11 protein-coding genes and 1 tRNA gene are annotated in these 17,285 nt (G+C 44.4%); 4 read left to right on the top strand and 8 right to left on the bottom strand.

The window, feature by feature from the left end:
- Positions 1 to 46: 46 nt before the first annotated feature.
- Both HF312_09015 and HF312_09010 read left to right on the top strand, forming a co-directional pair.
- Positions 47 to 1,222: a PEGA domain-containing protein gene (locus HF312_09015; protein ID MCU7520341.1), complete on the top strand. Its 1,176-nt coding sequence runs from the start codon at positions 47 to 49 to the stop codon at positions 1,220 to 1,222.
- Between the two features lie 17 nt (positions 1,223 to 1,239).
- The gene (locus tag HF312_09010; protein MCU7520340.1) at positions 1,240 to 1,638 is read left to right on the top strand and encodes a fibronectin type III domain-containing protein; all 399 of its coding nucleotides are present in this window, start codon (positions 1,240 to 1,242) and stop codon (positions 1,636 to 1,638) included.
- 127 nt (positions 1,639 to 1,765) lie between these two features.
- Here HF312_09010 and HF312_09005 read toward each other — a convergent pair whose 3' ends face one another.
- A complete protein-coding gene (locus HF312_09005; GenBank protein ID MCU7520339.1) occupies positions 1,766 to 3,073 on the bottom strand; it encodes an Nramp family divalent metal transporter in 1,308 nt (435 codons plus the stop codon).
- 34 nt (positions 3,074 to 3,107) lie between these two features.
- On the bottom strand, positions 3,108 to 3,467 hold the full coding sequence (locus HF312_09000; protein ID MCU7520338.1) for a DUF5335 family protein: 360 nt from the start codon (positions 3,465 to 3,467) through the stop codon (positions 3,108 to 3,110).
- A 353-nt stretch (positions 3,468 to 3,820) separates the two neighbouring features.
- Between HF312_09000 and nifJ the strand changes: the two genes are divergently transcribed.
- Both nifJ and HF312_08990 read left to right on the top strand, forming a co-directional pair.
- Entirely contained in the window at positions 3,821 to 7,420 is a 3,600-nt protein-coding gene (gene nifJ / locus HF312_08995; GenBank protein ID MCU7520337.1) for a pyruvate:ferredoxin (flavodoxin) oxidoreductase, read from the top strand.
- A 139-nt stretch (positions 7,421 to 7,559) separates the two neighbouring features.
- A complete protein-coding gene (locus tag HF312_08990; GenBank protein ID MCU7520336.1) occupies positions 7,560 to 8,558 on the top strand; it encodes a dihydroorotate dehydrogenase-like protein in 999 nt (332 codons plus the stop codon).
- Between the two features lie 50 nt (positions 8,559 to 8,608).
- Here the strand turns inward: HF312_08990 and HF312_08985 are convergent, their stop codons facing one another.
- From HF312_08985 to HF312_08960, 6 genes are all read right to left on the bottom strand, one after another.
- Entirely contained in the window at positions 8,609 to 9,460 is an 852-nt protein-coding gene (locus HF312_08985) for a pirin family protein (protein ID MCU7520335.1), read from the bottom strand.
- 293 nt (positions 9,461 to 9,753) lie between these two features.
- Positions 9,754 to 9,839: transfer RNA gene (locus HF312_08980), tRNA-Leu, on the bottom strand.
- A 117-nt stretch (positions 9,840 to 9,956) separates the two neighbouring features.
- A complete protein-coding gene (locus HF312_08975; GenBank protein ID MCU7520334.1) occupies positions 9,957 to 12,992 on the bottom strand; it encodes a xanthan lyase in 3,036 nt (1,011 codons plus the stop codon).
- Positions 12,993 to 13,104: 112 nt separating this feature from the next.
- On the bottom strand, positions 13,105 to 14,760 hold the full coding sequence (locus HF312_08970) for a peptidase (protein ID MCU7520333.1): 1,656 nt from the start codon (positions 14,758 to 14,760) through the stop codon (positions 13,105 to 13,107).
- Positions 14,761 to 15,087: 327 nt separating this feature from the next.
- Entirely contained in the window at positions 15,088 to 16,158 is a 1,071-nt protein-coding gene (locus HF312_08965; GenBank protein ID MCU7520332.1) for a hypothetical protein, read from the bottom strand.
- 89 nt (positions 16,159 to 16,247) lie between these two features.
- Positions 16,248 to 17,261 carry an MBL fold metallo-hydrolase gene (locus HF312_08960; protein MCU7520331.1) on the bottom strand — a complete coding sequence of 338 codons (1,014 nt, stop codon included), beginning with the start codon at positions 17,259 to 17,261 and terminating at the stop codon, positions 16,248 to 16,250.
- Positions 17,262 to 17,285: the final 24 nt, after the last annotated feature.

Below are 17,285 nucleotides of genomic sequence, written 5' to 3'. Positions count from 1 at the left end.
CACTTTTGCCGAAAATTTTACTCAATAATATTTAACAGGAAGAGTAATGTTAAACCGCTTTTTTTCTGTATTCTTACTCCTGCTCCTTTTCCAAAGCAGGGCTTTGCCGCAGGATTCACAGAATGTTTCATCCACAGTTATTGATTCAACGCTTGGCAGTATTACGATAAAAAGCCGCCCTGCTGAAGCCAGAGTTTTTATCGACGGTTCTCTTAGGGGAGTTACCCCTTTGAAACTTGTACTTCCGGCTGGTAAATACTCGCTTAACCTTCTTAAGGATGGATTTGAATCCTCCTTCAATTCCGTAGAGATTCGTGGAGCACAGACCAGGACAATAGACGATTCGTTATACGCAGTTCCAAAGTTTAAGCTTACTACAGTTCCAGCCAATGCGAGTATCTTTATTGACAGCTCATATACAGGCAAGTCCCCGGTAAATGATTTCCTGCTTTCCTCAGGTAAACATCGCCTGAGAGTTTCCCTCGACGGCTATGAGGATTTATCCATGAATTTAACTTTGAGGCCGGGAGATAATGCAGCACTCAAGCTCTTACTTATACCAAATTTCGGTTTCCTTAGTTTGAATGTTCCGCCTTCAGGTGCTGAGGTCTTTATTGACAATGTAAAAATGAGCCCGGACAGAGTGTCAAAACTAAAGCTGCCGGCTGGTGAGCACGATCTAAGGGTATTTAGTCCTGCCATAGACAGATCAATTCAGGAGCGTATATACATTGCACCCAGAGTCGAGAGTGAAGTGACTGCCCCGCTGGAGGGCTATTCGGTAAAGGCTGCATTACTATCTGCAGTGTTGCCTGGTCTGGGACAGTTTCTGGATGGAAGCTACCTTAAAGGATCACTTGAATTCTTAAGCACAGCCGGAATGGGCTACCTTGTCTGTTTGGCAAATGACGCTAAAAACAGGAAGAAAACTGATCTTGACCTGGCCACACTGGAATATAGTCTTGCAGAAACTGAAGCTGGTGCATTTTTAGCAAGGGAAAAATTAACAAGAGCATCCAGTGATCTGACAACAGCAAAGAACAAGGTCTCTATATCCATCGCAGCCTTAGGTGCTGCATATGGTCTTACGATTTTAGATGCGCTGATCTTTCATTCAAAAGAACAGCGGTTTTATATCAAGAGAACGATACTTCCTTATGAGGGGCTGGAGAAGTACGGCAGCCTGGAAAATATCGAAATGGGAGTAAATTTACATTTTTAACATTATTAAAAAGCAGTATGAAAATTAAATTTCTTTTATCCCTTGGGATACTGGCTCTTGCCTTTGCTGGCTTAAGCTGTACCGATGACAACGGGGTTGTTTACAACAATTTAAATGATCCTTTTTCAAGCATATACGAACCCCAGGCTCCCAGCTCCCTTACGGCAACTGTTATGGCGGATTCCGGTATAATGCTTTCCTGGAAATCCAACAGCCTGAAAGAAGATGGATTCAGGATATTCAGCAGAAAGGGAATAATAGGGGATTTAGTGAAAATTGCCCAGGTGCCGGCAAAGACCACAACTTATTTTGACCGGTTCCAGGTACATTCCGGAGTTACTTACTATTATCAGGTCGCTTCATTCAACAAAAATATACGTGGGAATTACTCCAAAGAAATACATGTGCAATGGTAATTTTACCCCGGTAATGAATCTTAAGAGTGCAAATTCAAAATAGTGTTACTCTTGAGTGGAATAAACCGGGTTTCCTGAAGACAAATCTTGTACTGGAAAACCCGGTCCGTAACAAATAAGGCCGGGTTCATGTAAGGAATAATCCCACCGAAGCCAGGATCATTACAAGCGTGGAAAGCCATCCCATCACCTTAAGCCCTCTTGAAATTGTAAAGTCCCCCATGACCTTCTTGTTTGCCGACATCAGCATCAGCATTATCATTACAGGGCCCGCTGTTATTCCATTTATCACGGCAGCCCAGAAAAGAGCTTTTATAGGGTTAATCGGGGTGAAATCGATTGCAAGGCCAAGGATGATAGAAAGGGCCAGTACGGAATAAAAGTTCCTTGCCCTCCTGGGCTTTTGCTCCAGGCCGATCTTCCAGCGGAAAGCCTCACCGACGGCATAAGCCGCACTTCCGGCTAAAACCGGAATGGCCAGAAGTCCCGTTCCGATTATTCCCGCGCTGAAAAGGAGGAATGAAAATTCACCGGCAAGAGGCTTAAGGGCCGCGGCTGCATCGGCAGCCGTATTGATTTCAGTTACATGCTTTAAATGGAGTGTTACGGCTGAGGCAAGAATTATGAAATAAGAAACCAGGTTTGAGAACGCCATGCCAATGTAGGTGTCAATTTTTATCCTCTTTATCTGCCCCTGGGCCTGCTCGGGAGCTTTCTTCAGGGCCTCATCCTCATCTTTTGTTTTAATTTCTTCCACCTCCTGGCTTGCCTGCCAGAAAAAAAGATAAGGGCTTATTGTAGTGCCCAGAACCGCAATTAAAGAAGTAAGGTAAACCGGATTAAGTGAGAAGTTGGGTATAAAGGTATTAAAAATTGTGGTGCCCCATGGCACTTTTACTATCATTACAGTAATTATGTAAGCAAAAAGTGACATTGTAAGCCATTTCAGATAGCGTACATATTTTGAGTAGGGGATAAAAATCTGCAGGTATATTGAAATAAGAGAGAAAACGGCTGAATAAAGGAGTGCCGGCCCCCCGATTAAGAGCTTAAGAGAGCTTCCCATGGCAGCAATATCGGCTCCAATGTTTATAATGTTTGCCGTTACCATGAGTCCCACAATTAGAAAGGCGAGCCATCTGGAGTAATACTTTCTGATATTGCCCGCAATGCCGCGGCCCGTAACGCGTCCAATGCGTGCACTGATCTCCTGAATGGCGCCCATAAGAGGATAGGAAAGAAGTATTGTCCAGAGCATGCTGAAGCCGAAGTGCGCGCCAATCTGGCTATAGGTGGCAATTCCGCTTGGGTCGTCATCGGAAGCTCCCGTTATAAGTCCCGGCCCTAATTTCTTAAAAATTTTCCTGAATCCCGATTCAGTTTCATTTGCAGGTGTTGGAGCATCATATTTCCTGCTTTCTATAACATCCTTCATAAAATTCCGGTAATTTATTTATAAACTGGGAGCCTCAGCGTACATTCTCATCAGGGCTTACAGGATGAAACCTTACAATAGCACTCCTTCCGAGAGAGGATTTAACCTGCAGTGCTTTTGGGGAATGATCCTCATGTTCCTCAATTATTACGCTCCTGGCATTGTCAATTACATGGGTAAAGGAAGAAGATGCTCCTGCTGAGACGGTTACGGATGTGTTTTCCTCGTCTACAGAAGTGATTTCCAAGCCCTGGAAGGGGAGGCTTTCAGCATAGTCCACCCTGTAGTCCTCATCATCTGTAATTTCAATTTTAACTATCTGTTCTTTGTGGCTTTTGTTAAAATCAGTAAAAAAACTCATCCAGTTTTCGCGGGGTATTTCTCTTCTCGGCATTACTTCTCCAATAGTGGTTATAATGAATAATATAGCCCTCCGGAATATAAATCAAGACAGAAGGATTTCATGGGATAGAGATAATAGGATGAATTATCAGATTATAGAATTTTTAAACATTTCAGCCTCATTAATTACTATTTTTAAGATTTATTTATGCCGTTTTTTCACATAAAAGATATTATTGATAAGAACTGAGAATTAAAAGCGGCAAAGCAGGCTGTTTTTCAACATTTGTCAAAGTAGAAGGGGAATGGCTTAATTTTTGATATAAAAAAGGGCAAATGGGGAATCGTCTACGCTTTCCTAATTAGGATTTTATGTATTATTTAAAATATTTTGGAGTTAAATAAATGGAAAGAAAAAAGGTAACCATTGACGGAAATGAAGCCGCAGCCTATGTGGCGCATCAAGTCAATGAAGTTATTGCAATTTATCCGATTACTCCCTCCTCACCGATGGGTGAACATTCGGATGAATGGTCAGCAAAGGGAAAGAAAAACATATGGGGCTCAGTTCCTTCAGTAACTGAAATGCAGAGTGAAGGCGGAGCTTCCGGTGCAGTCCACGGAGCACTGCAGAACGGCGCTCTGACGACTACTTTTACCGCTTCACAGGGATTGCTTTTAATGATTCCCAATATGTACAAGATTGCAGGGGAATTAACCCCAACGGTATTCCATGTTACAGCCCGTTCACTTGCAGCAGCCGCTCTTTCCATTTTTGGCGACCACAGTGACGTTATGGCTACACGCCAGACCGGATTTGCAATGCTGGCTTCTAACTCAGTTCAGGAAGTAATGGATTTTGCCCTTATATCACAAAAGGCTTCTCTTGAATCAAGAATTCCTTTTGTACACTTCTTCGACGGTTTCAGGACTTCACACGAAGTTATGAAAATTGAACAGCTTGCTGTTGAAGACCTCAGGGCAATGATAGACGATAACATGGTAAAGGCTCACAGATCAAGAGGCCTTACACCTGACCGCCCGGTCTTAAGAGGTACAGCCCAGAACCCTGACGTTTACTTCCAGGGAAGGGAAACAGTCAACAAGTTTTATGATGCCTGCCCCGAATTCGTTCAGAAAGCAATGGATAAATTTGCTTCACTGACAGGCAGACAGTACAACCTCTTCGATTACTACGGTGCAGCAGATGCAACAAGAGTAATTGTTATTATGGGTTCAGGCGCCGAAGCTGTTGAAGAAACAGTTGAATACCTTTCTTCAAAGGGCGAGGAAAAGATCGGTGTCCTGAAAGTCAGACTTTTCAGACCTTTCTCAGTCAAAAACTTCCTGGCGGCACTTCCGAAAACAGTTGAAAAGATTGCAGTTCTCGACAGAACAAAAGAACCGGGCAGCATTGGCGAACCTTTATATCAGGACGTAGTAACTGCAGTTGCTGAAGCCATGGCTTCAGAAAATGCACCGTTTGCAAAAAGCCCCAAGATCGTTGGCGGCAGATACGGACTTTCTTCAAAGGAATTCACACCGGCAATGGTTAAGGCAGTTTACGACGAACTGAAGAAAGACAGTCCAAAGAACCACTTCACCGTTGGCATCAACGATGACGTTACATTCACAAGCCTTGAATTCGATCCCTCCTTCACCACAGAAGGTAAGGAAGTTCACCGCGCACTCTTCTACGGCCTGGGTGCCGATGGTACAGTTGGCGCAAACAAGAACACCATTAAGATCATTGGTGAAGAAACAGACAACTATGCACAGGGCTATTTCGTATACGATTCAAAGAAATCAGGTTCAACAACAGTTTCTCACCTGAGATTTGGTAAAAAGCCGATCAAATCAAGCTACCTCGTTCAGAAAGCTACCTTTATCGGCGTTCACCAGTTCAATTTCCTCGAGAAATTTGACATTCTTAAGAACATCGAGCCCAATGGCACACTTCTCTTAAACAGCCCATATTCAAAAGAAACCGTATGGAGCAAACTGCCTAAGACAGTTCAGGAACAGATAATTGCCAAGAAGCTGAACTTCTACGTAATTGACGGTTACGACGTTGCCAAGAAAACCGGTATGGGTACCAGAATCAACACTATCATGCAGACATGCTTCTTCGCCATTTCAGGCGTTCTTCCAAAAGATGAAGCTATCGAGCAGATCAAAAAGTCAATCAAGAAGACTTACGGCAAGAAGGGTGATGAGATTGTAAAGAAGAACTTTGAAGCCGTTGACCAGACACTGGCTCACCTTTACAAGATTGATGTTCCTGCCCAGGCAGAAAGCCAGATCGCACTTCCGCCGACAGTTTCCGAAAAAGCTCCTGACTATGTAAAGACGGTTCTTGCAAAGATCATGGAAGGAAACGGCGACGAGATTAAGGTTAGCGAAATGCCAGTTGACGGAACATTCCCGACCGGCACAACCCAGTGGGAAAAGAGAAATATTGCTCTTGACGTTCCTGTTTGGGACGAATCAATCTGTATTCAGTGCGGCAAGTGCGCTATGGTCTGCCCGCATGCTGCAATCAGAACCAAGGTTTATGATGCAGAACTCCTTAAGGATGCTCCTGCAACATTCAAGCACATGGAAGCCAAGGGAAAAGAATATCCCGCAAACTCAGCTTACACCATCCAGGTTTCAGTTGAAGACTGTACAGGATGCCAGCTCTGCTATGAAGTCTGCCCTGTAAAGAACAAGACAGAAGTAAAGCTGAAGGCTCTCAACATGGCCGACCAGCTTCCGTTAAGAGAAACAGAAAGCAAGAACTGGGAATTCTTTGTTAACCTGCCTGAATTTGACAGAAGAAAAGCTGCCTTAAATACAGTTAAGGGATGCCAGCTCTTACAGCCTCTCTTTGAGTTCTCGGGCGCCTGCACAGGCTGCGGCGAAACCCCGTATGTAAAGCTGACCTCACAGCTCTTTGGCGACAGAATGGTTGTTGCCAACGCTACAGGCTGTTCTTCAATCTACGGCGGTAACCTGCCTACAACTCCGTGGGCAAAGAACAAAGAAGGACGCGGTCCCGCATGGGCCAACTCACTCTTTGAGGACAACGCTGAATTCGGTCTTGGTATGAAACTGGCAGTTGACAAACATACACAGTATGCCACGGAACTCGTTGTAAGACTGAAAGAACAGATCGGAAATGAATTTGCCGATGCACTACTGAATGCCGATCAGAAAGATGAAACAGGCATTTACGACCAGAGAGAAAGAGTTGCAAAACTGAAGGAAGTTTTGAAGTCAATCAAAACTCCTGAGGCTGAAGACCTCTTGTCACTGGCTGACTATCTGGTTAAGAAATCCGTTTGGATCATGGGCGGTGACGGATGGGCTTATGACATCGGTTACGGCGGTCTTGATCACGTGCTTGCCAGCGGCAAGAACGTAAACGTGCTTGTTCTTGATACAGAAGTTTATTCAAATACAGGCGGACAGATGTCCAAATCAACCTCTCTTGGTGCAGTTGCCAAGTTTGCCGCAGGCGGAAAGCCGACAGCAAAGAAAGACCTGGCACTGATGGCTATGAGCTATGGCAACGTTTATGTTGCAAAGGTTGCAATGGGTGCAAATGACCTGCAGACAATCAGAGCCTTCCAGGAAGCTGAAGCTTACGATGGTCCTTCGCTGATCATTGCCTACAGCCACTGTATCGCTCACGGTATCGATATGGCAAAAGGCCTCGACAGCCAGAAAGCTGCTGTTGAATCGGGTCACTGGCCGCTCTTCAGATACAACCCAGAGCTGGCAGCCGAAGGAAAGAATCCTCTTAAGATCGATTCCAAGGCTCCGAAGATCAAGGTTGAAGAGTATGCTTACAAAGAGACCAGATACACAATGCTCAAGAAATCAAATCCGGAAGAGTCAAAGAGACTTCTTGCTCTTGCTCAGGCCGAAGTTGAAAAGAAGTGGAGATACTACGAACAGCTGGCCTCTTCAACAGGCAACGGCGAAGCCAAGCCTGAAGTTAAAGCTGAAACTAAAGCTTAATTAAGAAGGCTTTGGTAAGACTGATTGAATTATGATAATAGTTTTTGGGAAATGCAGGCGAAAAAGCTTGCATTTCCCGAAGCTATGATGTAAACTATAGACATAACAACGATATTGTAAAATTAAAAACGAGATTAAGATGGACTTAACAACTACCTACATGGGGTTAAAACTAAAAAACCCGATTGTCCCTTCAGCTTCTCCTCTTTCGGAATCAGTAAATAGCGTTAAAGCTCTCGAGGATGCAGGCGCAAGCGCAGTTGTCGTTTATTCCTTATTTGAAGAACAGATCTCATATGAAGAAAAAGCCCTGGATTTTTTCCTGACACAGGCAAGTGATACTCACGCCGAGGCTTTAAGTTATTTCCCGGCACAATCATCCTTTAAGCTCGGACCTGAGGAATACTGCAGCCACATCCAGAAGCTGAAAGCTGCTGTTGACATCCCAATAATCGGAAGCCTTAACGGCGTCAGCGTTGGCGGATGGATGAAATATGCAAAAAACATTGAGGAAGCGGGCGCAGACGCGCTTGAACTGAATGTTTATTACATTCCTACAGATCCTGTTCTCCCGGGCTCGCAGATTGAACAGATGTATTTGAACAATCTTCAAGCCGTAAAAGAAAATGTTAAAATTCCGGTTGCAGTTAAGTTAAGTCCCTATTTTTCTTCAATGGCCAATGTGGCCCAAAAGCTGGACAATGCGGGTGCAGACGCGCTTGTAATGTTCAACCGCTTCTATCAGCCCGATTTCGACCTGGATAATCTGGAAGTGGTGCCGAACCTTTCACTCAGTTCTCCATGGGAGCTGAGGCTGCCCTTAAGGTGGATTTCAATCCTTTACGGAAAGATCAAGGCCTCTATGGCAGCTACAAGCGGCGTGCACGATTATGAAGACGTAATTAAGGTTATGATGGCAGGCGGAGACGTAACCATGGTATGTTCAGAGCTCTTAAGGCACGGACCTGCAAGAATTACTCAAATGCTCGATGGTATGAAGCGCTGGATGGAAGAGAAGGAATATTCTTCAGTCGAACAGATGAAGGGAAGCATGAGCCAGAAAGCAGTTAAAGAACCTGCGGCTTTCGAGCGTGCCAACTACATGAAGACACTCCAGAGCTACAGACCCTTACTCTAAAAAAACAAATGAAACATATAAAGGCTGCCCGTCACGAAGGCAGCCTTTTTTTATTTGAATACACCGAACTTTCCCGATTGGTAGTCATCGTACGCCTGGCGTATCTCTTCCATTGTGTTCATTACAAATGGGCCGTGGGCAACAACGGGCTCGCTAATTGGCCTTGCATGACCGAAAATTATGCAGCTTCCGGTAACAGCTGTCATGCGTATTTCCTCAGAGTCATTATTAAATTCAATGAGCTGCTTTTCTTCGGTGTCCTGGCTGTTAATCTTAAGTGCGCCCCGTACGATGTATAAAAATATGTTTTCATCCTTAGGCACTCTGGCCTTTAGTTCCCCTCCGGACTGAAATTCTATTGTATACAGTGATATAGGGGTAATCGGATTATGTACCCCATTTGTGTCACCCCACGATCCTGAAATCACGTTAATCCTTACTTTTCCCTCATCTGTCTTTACAGAAGGTATTTCATCTTTCTGGAAACCATAATACTTAGGCTCTGTCATTTTATTTTTGGACGGAAGGTTTATCCACAGCTGAAGTATCTCAAGTTTTCCTCCCTCGCGCTTGAACTCGTCGGAGGACACCTCCGCATGAATGAGCCCCCGGCCCGCAGTCATCCACTGGATTCCCCCGGCCTTAATTATGCTTTCGTGCCCGTGGCTGTCTTTGTGGAGTATATCGCCCTCAAGAATAAATGTAACAGTTTCCATACCCCGGTGCGGATGAGGCCCGAAGGGCATTCCGCGGTTATTTGCCTTGTAGGTCTGCGGCCCGTGATGGTTAAGAAGAAGAAAAGGATCTATCATATCTACTGTGTCCGACGGAAGGGGAGAATAGGTTATTAGATCCCCAACGAGAGAGTATTCTGCATTATGGATTTCTTTTATTGTCCTCATTTTTTTATCTCCGGCTTTTATAAATATGTAATATAATTTGAGGCCGGGAAAAAGGGAAATGGAGGGTTGCATAAAACAGCCGGAAGGAATATGTTTCAGGGCTGCAATCTTCTGCAGCCCTGGAAAGTAATAGACTTACTTAAAAGACGAAGAAGATCTGTATGGCAAAATTCTGAGGCACGTAGTCAACTCCCAGGCCGCCTGTGAAAATCCTCTTCCTGAGAGTCTGAGAAGAATGTGTCGCTACGCTTTAAAACATAAAAGGGCCGCCTTTTTAAAGACAGCCCTTAAAGTACCGAAGGCCGGACTCGAACCGGCACCTGGGGTGAGCCAGACTGGATTTTGAGTCCAGCGCGTCTACCAATTTCGCCACTTCGGCTTTGAGACTACAAAGTTAATCTAAAAAACGCTTTTTTTCAAGATATTATTTCATTTCAGTATATTTAAATTTCATTTTTCATCAGGGCGCGACGCCGCGCGCCCCAATAGAAATCAGTTATTTTGAACCGAGGTAATTTAAGATTCCAGACATGATGCTGTTTCTTTCATTTTCATTTTTAACCGATTCGAATGGAAATCCGAAAAGCACAAGCCTGTACTCCTTCTTGTAAGCCAGTCCGGCAGGGAAGCTGTTCTCCCAGTAGCGCAGTACGGTTTCCGAGCCTCCTGCAGCGCTTAAGGCGTCCGGAGCCTCAACGGCATACATTGTAGAGCTTAGTTCAGTGTTAAACGTGAAGTTTTCAGGAAGTGAAACAACTGAAGAAGGAGACGTAAAAACTTCACCATTATGTGAGGCATGATCTGTATCCAGCGTGAATTTTAGCACTTTTTTTGCAAACAGAACATCGGGATCGTCTTTTGCTTTGTTCAGGCAAAGATCACTTCCAATATATGAGCCCGAGATAAACATGCTGCCTCCTGCCTTGAGGTATTCTGTTACGGCTTTCTGGAGTGCAGGTGGGAAAGTCTTAAACTGTCTGCCTCTTAAGGAATCCACTACCGCCTTCTGCCACGGTGTTTCTTTTTCCTCGCCCAGAATAAGATCTGTAAATTTGTAACTGTTCATATTTACTTCGTTATCCCATACGGCTTCGTTGCTTGCCGAGGAAAATGAATATCCGGCCTCGCGGATTGATTTGCCGTGTACGTAAGGGTAGTCAAATGAATTGCCTGCAATTACCTTTGTTTCATAGTCGGCATGGCTAGCACCGTGACCCGGGGCATCATTTGAAATAAACTGTGAAGAAGGAGTAAAGTCGTACTGCGTACCGCTGAAGCTGATGTCGTACTTATCCGGAACCCCGGCATCGATGAAATTGGCAAAGCCTGCAAATCCCGGTGTTTCAATTGTTGCAGGGCCGCTTATTCTGTCGAACCCGTTTACAATGAGTACAGGCGCCTTGCTGTTGTTCATGCGGCATACTGAAAGAATTTCAGAAGGGAAGCTTTCGCCTCCATCATTAACTGCTGCAATCTTAAAGCTGTAAATAACGCCTGCCTTGAGGCCTTCAATAACAAACTGCGCATCTTTAGTAACCTGACCGTTATCAAAGTCGCCTCCGTCCATTCTTGTATAAACAATGTAGTGGTCCGGTTTTGCAGTTGTTTCAAGAGTGTCCGTTACACCGTGCCATTTTAAGACCGCGTTACCCTGATTGTCCAGCAAAGCCTGAAAATGGTCTACAGGAAGCGGCTGAACGGTATACGGCCTGTTATACTGTGTAGCAAGGAATTTCAGCATTCCCTTATACATAGCTCTTGCCACGTCAAAGCGGAACCTCGGGTCGAGGAAATATTTCATGTCCAGAAGATTCTGGTGTGAAAGGAGCTCAATGAGTACTGAAGGCATGTTCGGCCTGTAGGATTCGCTGTACTGTGAGTCCTTAATCTGCCTGCGGTTCCATGCCGGGTCTTCCTTGGCCCTTAAATCCTGAACTACCTGTGTCTGTATGATGTCCGCCAGATCGCGGTTTGCCATGCGTGAGACCCCGTCGGCAAATACGGTGCGTTCATCTGCGGCTTCTGTGCTGTAGATTGTAAGTGTGCCTATGGTTGTGTCATTTGTTGTAATGCCGGCATCTGTATGGAAAGCCATTGAAAGGTCGATTGGAATACCCAGGCCTTTTTCATTCCTGTTCCTGTTGGGTCCGAAGGGAGCGCCTTTTAAGTAATTAGCATATTCGCCGCGGCTCTGATAGTCGTCGTTATAATCGTTTTTATTTTTATTCAGGCTGTAGACCAGTGTGTCCGGCATTCCTGCGTACTGCAGCCAGTAGCGGCTTCCTTCAAGATATTTTGGGCGGCCCGAGGTCCTGCCGTTACGGCTTACTATTCCCATGCCTCCGCCAAAGCGGACCGCGTCGGCAGAAACGAATTTTGCCGTTTTATCGTGTGACTGATTTACAAGTGTTACCTTGTTGGTGTTCGGGTTAAAGCCCTTTTCAAACTTGAATTTGCCCAGATAAATCCATGTGCCTCCGCCTATTTTCTGGTTTACATGGAAATCTGTTCTTATGCCCGAGTGATAGACGGAATAAAGGGCGTCCTGGGCATTATCCTTTGAGCCCATATATGAAATGTAAACGCCGTAGTATCCTTCTTCCGGAACCTCCGGAATCCAGCTTGCTTCGGCCGTCAAAGCCGTGTCCACGGCCACGTAACGTGAAGTACCCTGCAGGAAGGGGTTGAAGTTTTCCGGGTAAGGGGGATTTCCATATGCAAATCCCGGAGTTCCGGATGTAGCCCATTTGAGCTTTTTGCCCCGGGCTGTCTCAGTATAGTACTTTTTGCTTGCCTTTGTGTCATTATCGACTACAACCTCGTTTGTCTGAATATCTCTTTCTCTCGGGACAAAGACATTTGCACCCGCATTTTCCAGCATCGGGATCAGGTACGGTATTGTAAATGAAAGTGGAACCTTGTCTTCCACGCTCTCGAAAAGCCTCGGGCGCTGCCATTCCCACCTGTCCAGAGTATTGTTATAATACCAGCCGTGGCTCTGCCAGAGGACAATGTTCCTGTCGTTAAGCCCCGATTCAATTGCATAAGGCCTGCTTGTGTTCTGAACTACAGGCAATGGGCGCACGGTTTGCTTTGCCAGCCTCGACTGATCGTAATTGCCTTTTTCCCTGTAAAAGTTCGGGATCAGGTCTTCAAGCGTTTTGTCGCCGCTTTTTACTGTAAATGTATAATTCTTATAGATGCTTCCCGCAGCCTCCTTCAGGGCATTGCTGAAGGCTTTTACATTATCGGTTCGGAAGGGGGTTTCTTCCAAAGTCTTATTAAAAACTACTGTAACGTTTTTCCTGACGGAATCGCTGATTACGGTATCAACCCTTGCTCCATAGGGGAGTGATATCGGCTGCCGGGTTTTCCGCATTTCAGCCAGAAAGTCCCTTATATTGGTTTTAATTGTTTTAACAGGGGCGGTCTTTTCTTCTTTTTTAGTTTCCTTTTCAACTCTGGAGGATGAACAGGCCGTAAGAATTAGACTCAGGATAATGAGTAAATTAAACAGATATCTTTTTTGCATGGCTTCCTGATTTGATAAATTGAACAAAAAAACAGGCACACCCGGGAATTAAGAATAGTGCGCCTGATAATAAAACAGAATTTGACTGACATTTACTCTGAAATAGAAGGCACTATTTCATGTGCTCTTCAATCTGAAACACAGGCCTGATGTCTACCGGAAGCGACTGAAGCTTGGAACGCAGTTTGTCCATTGTGGGTGAATTAACTGCATACCTGGCAATAAGGGCTTTTGAGGCCTCATAGTCTCCGGTTGCCTGAATAGTAAGAATCTTCTCTGCAAGGCTCTTAAGTGCAGGGTAGATCTTTTCAAGATTTACTTTCACTTTTTCAGTATTACTATCGAATTCATATCCGCCATTTTCAAGCAGATAATTATAAATAATTGCATTTCCTGCGCCGTGGGCTTCATTAACGCCAAAACGTACCGAGCGGAAAATGCCGGCAAGGAATGTAACGTATGTTTCATTTGCGAATTCTTTGGGGTAAACACCTTTTTCAATCATGAAAATATTGTTGTACATCCCAAGTACGTCGGCCTTGCACTCTTCAAGCTTGGAGTAGGTTTCCTTAAGTTCTTTCTTTACCTCGGTTTTCTCTCCCTTAACGGTAATAAAACCGGGGCCTACGCCGTGCGACATCTCGTGCATGAGCGTATGGCTGAAAAACCCGTCGAAAGTAACGTATTTCATCTGCGATGGGTCAAGCACTATCTGTGCAATAGGAATTAAGAGCTTTTCAAATTTGGCTTCGTGTACATTCTTGAGCATTACCTTCTTTGAGCCTTTGGCTGCACGGACTCTTTCATCATTCGGCAGGTTGAATGCCAGTGTCTGAACCCCGGCTCTCGTGTCACCTGCAGAATAGACTTCCTGAACAACGACGATAGGGGATTCAAGTCCGCGGCTTGAATTCCTGTACTTTTCCTCGAGCGGAAGGTTTTCTTCAATTGCTTTTAAGTAGCTCCCGAACTTTGCCAGCTTTTCACTTTCAACCGGATCTTTTATTGTAAGAAAGCTTTCATAGGACGCCTTGTAGTTAAAAAGCTCGTCTTCATAGACCTCATATGGGCCTATAATAAATTCAATTGTGTTATCCTTAAGGTCCATCCACGCCATATCGCTTTCATAGTAGTCGTTGGTCTCAAATGCCTTGGCTCTCAGTTCCAGGTATTTTTTAAGCGATGCGTTACCGGTGTACGTTGAGGCCTCTTTAAGTAAAGTTGCTGCGCGCGTAAGATCCTGTTTGTAAGCTTCGGTATATGGGACAGCAACTAGGTCTTGGCCCTCGCGGCGTATTATTGTGAACTCGGAGGTGAATTTATCTTTGTCTTCAGGATGTTTCGTTATCCAGTCCTGAAACTCCTCCTTTGTCATATCGGCAGGATAGAAATTAGCCCCAAGCGGCTTTTCCTCACTGCCGTAGAAAGGCTTGTTGTGGTCCAGCCGGTCAAAAGGACCCATATTGAGATTAAAGTACTCGAGCGTAAGCTTTGCTTTTTCCGAGGGATCACTCTCAAGAAGCTTTTTAATCTCCGTGTTTTTGCTATAGACCTGCTTAAGGAAGATGCTGTCTATTATGCGGGATGCCTCAAAGAGCTTTTCAACGCAGATCTTCTCATTATCATTCAGCAGTTTCGAATCGAATCTAATTTCAAACGGGGCATACTGCCGTATCTTTTCTTTCAGCATACCAGGCTCCTCAAATTGTGCAAAAATATTAAATGGGCTGAGGCTTACAAGCAAGCTCATCAGCATGGCCAGATGCATAGTAATTGAACGGGCTTTCATCTGTATCTCCTTAAAATAAAATCAAACTTCGAATGTAGAAATATATAAAGGAAATGGGAGAAAGGAAAAAAGTAAAAATGGAAAAGTGAGACTCAGGAAGGGAAGCTTCAATCTACACAGGTGTTAGAAAAGGTGACTTCAGGCACAAAATATCTGATTGTGTGCAAACGGTTTGTTTATAAGAAAATATAAAATTAAAATATTATTGAACACCTCCCTATCTGATTGGTAGCGCTCTCCAGGCCGATGCAAAATGATGCAAAAGACTGCTGAGCGCTATTTCTTTTTATTCATCGTAAGTAAATACTACAGATTTTTCAGTTCATATCCTAAACTAAAAACATATCTCGTTGAAAATCCGAATGTAAATTCTCCGTTTCTTCCTATAACAGACCATATGCCGGGCGAGAAATTCCGGTATTTGATTATCCCCGGGTAAATATCTATCATACAGAAATATTCTTTTACACCGCTTAGTACAAGTGAAGCCAGAAGGGAATTATTCCTGTCGTAGAATACTCCTGCGTGCCAGGAGGTTTCAATTGTCCTTTGACGGATCTCTTTACTGGCGTCAACAAGGTGTTTTGACTTAAAGCCTAATCCGACTGAAAGATTGTCTTCCGGGTTAACTTTCTTTGAGATTCCGAAGAGAGCCCCCATACCGTAACGGTAGAAAAGGGAATAGTCTTCTGAGAACGGGAATTTCCATTTTATTGAAAAATACTGCCCCGCATTAACTCGCCAATCGGGAAGGGCAACCGATGCCTGAAGCGACCAGTCGGAAAGGTTAAGCGTCTTGCTGAAGAATTCATTTATGGGATCAAAGCTGAAGAGTAAAATTCCGCCTAAGTCAAAAATGTAAATATCCGAAATCTCATCAACGCTGTAGCCCTCATAAGGCCCTGTTTCCATGACCTCATTAAGAAAGTGCTGCCCCATGATGGTTATTGAAGACATAAGCCATGGAACTGGGACGTTGTGAAGCTCGTACCATTCTTTCATTGCCGTATAGAGCATTCCGCCGCCGATCAGGTGCTGCTGGTAGTTCGGTATCCACTGCAGCTCTTCCTTTTTAAAACTTAAAGGCAGAAATTCCGTCCTGAGGAAAAGTTTCCAGCCATACTTATCAATAGTCTGAAAAGGATGCACGAACAGATTTTGCACCACATTCTTAGTCATCCTGCCGTAAAGGTGGCTGGTAAGGGTATTGGGAACCAGCTGCAGCTGTGTAATGTCATAGCCGCCGTTTATAATGAGAGTAAAAGGATTAAAAAGAGCTTCACTGCCGTAGTCTTTTCCTGTATAAAAATAGTTCTTTTGGCAAAAGCCAGGTTGAGTAAATAAGAATATAAATACAAATACAAGTACTGCGCGCATAAATTACTCTTAACAGCTTAATTGAGTTGGAAAAATTCCTCCAAAGATAATGTTTTTTAAAACAAAATGCAGGGTGATCAAACAGGCGGTTACTCCATAATATCCCACTCTTCCGGAAAGTAAGTCTGGGGGAATATCTGCCGGGCTTCTTCGAGTAAAATGGGGTAGTCCTCTTCCCTTGAGTAGCGTTCTGAAATATGGAATAAGATTAGCTTCTTTGCATTTGCCTCTTTTGCAAGTGAAGCCGTCTGATGGGTTGTCATATGATAATTTTTCTTTGCCAGATCTTCATCGTGATAAGAATACTGGCTTTCGCAGACAACAGTATCGCAATTGCTGATAAGTGAAAGTGCTCTTTGCCTTGAGACTTCATCATAGATAAAGTCTGTAAGATATGCTATTTTCTCGCCGGGAGTCCGGATTAACAACTCTTTCCTCAGGTCCTTTAGAGCATAATCTTTTCCTTCAAGTGTAATCACCTCATTTTCATCCAGTGAAAAGTCCTTCAGCTTCTCAAGCCAAGGGCCCTGAGGAAATCCTGAACCTTGAAGTCTGTCCTTACTGATGTTAAGCGATTCTTTTTCCTCAACACTGTAAGCAACACTTGGAATTATGTGGTTCAAAAGTGCAGCCTTAACAACAAATCCCGGTGTCTCAAGAACTATTCCGTTAAAGTCCATAGTCCCTTCAGGGTGCTTTAACTCAAAGCCTTCAGAAGTCTTAAAGCTGAAAGAAGCCATTTCTTTCTCTCCTATATCCGTAACGTACCACTTGCCGGGAGCTCCGCCGATGAGGTTCCAGATAAAACCGAGGAGCCTGTGGTGTATAATCTCTGAGGTCTTCTCAGGCCCCCAGACGTAAACCGGCGTACCTTCGCGGTCGTAGTTGCGTCTGAAGAAGTAATCGAAGCCCGCAATATGGTCTATGTGCGTATGAGAGAGGAAAAGGTGGTCTATGGCTTTAATATCAGGCTGCCTGATCTGTCTTAAAAGACCCTCGCCGCAGTCGAAGAGCAGGCGCTGAAAATTTGTACCGCTGTTGACCCAGACAAACATGGCATTGTCTCGGCCGGGAAGCCCAAGTATTTGATATTGTATGCTCATGAAGCTCAAAATTTCAAAGTATAA

This window comes from Ignavibacteria bacterium (genome assembly GCA_025612375.1).
GTDB lineage: Bacteria > Bacteroidota > Ignavibacteria > Ignavibacteriales > SURF-24 > JAAXKN01.
Note: the sequence above shows the minus strand (reverse complement) of the source record. Positions and strands in the feature narration are given on the sequence as shown.

Excerpts from the sequence above, each read along its gene's own strand:
- HF312_09015 (MCU7520341.1), top strand. The coding sequence starts at position 47 with ATGTTAAACCGCTTTTTTTCTGTATTCTTACTCCTGCTCCTTTTCCAA.
- HF312_09010 (MCU7520340.1), top strand. The coding sequence starts at position 1,240 with ATGAAAATTAAATTTCTTTTATCCCTTGGGATACTGGCTCTTGCCTTT.
- HF312_09005 (MCU7520339.1), bottom strand. The coding sequence starts at position 3,073 with ATGAAGGATGTTATAGAAAGCAGGAAATATGATGCTCCAACACCTGCA.
- HF312_09000 (MCU7520338.1), bottom strand. The coding sequence starts at position 3,467 with ATGCCGAGAAGAGAAATACCCCGCGAAAACTGGATGAGTTTTTTTACT.
- nifJ (MCU7520337.1), top strand. The coding sequence starts at position 3,821 with ATGGAAAGAAAAAAGGTAACCATTGACGGAAATGAAGCCGCAGCCTAT.
- HF312_08990 (MCU7520336.1), top strand. The coding sequence starts at position 7,560 with ATGGACTTAACAACTACCTACATGGGGTTAAAACTAAAAAACCCGATT.
- HF312_08985 (MCU7520335.1), bottom strand. The coding sequence starts at position 9,460 with ATGAGGACAATAAAAGAAATCCATAATGCAGAATACTCTCTCGTTGGG.
- HF312_08975 (MCU7520334.1), bottom strand. The coding sequence starts at position 12,992 with ATGCAAAAAAGATATCTGTTTAATTTACTCATTATCCTGAGTCTAATT.
- HF312_08970 (MCU7520333.1), bottom strand. The coding sequence starts at position 14,760 with ATGCATCTGGCCATGCTGATGAGCTTGCTTGTAAGCCTCAGCCCATTT.
- HF312_08965 (MCU7520332.1), bottom strand. The coding sequence starts at position 16,158 with ATGCGCGCAGTACTTGTATTTGTATTTATATTCTTATTTACTCAACCT.
- HF312_08960 (MCU7520331.1), bottom strand. The coding sequence starts at position 17,261 with ATGAGCATACAATATCAAATACTTGGGCTTCCCGGCCGAGACAATGCC.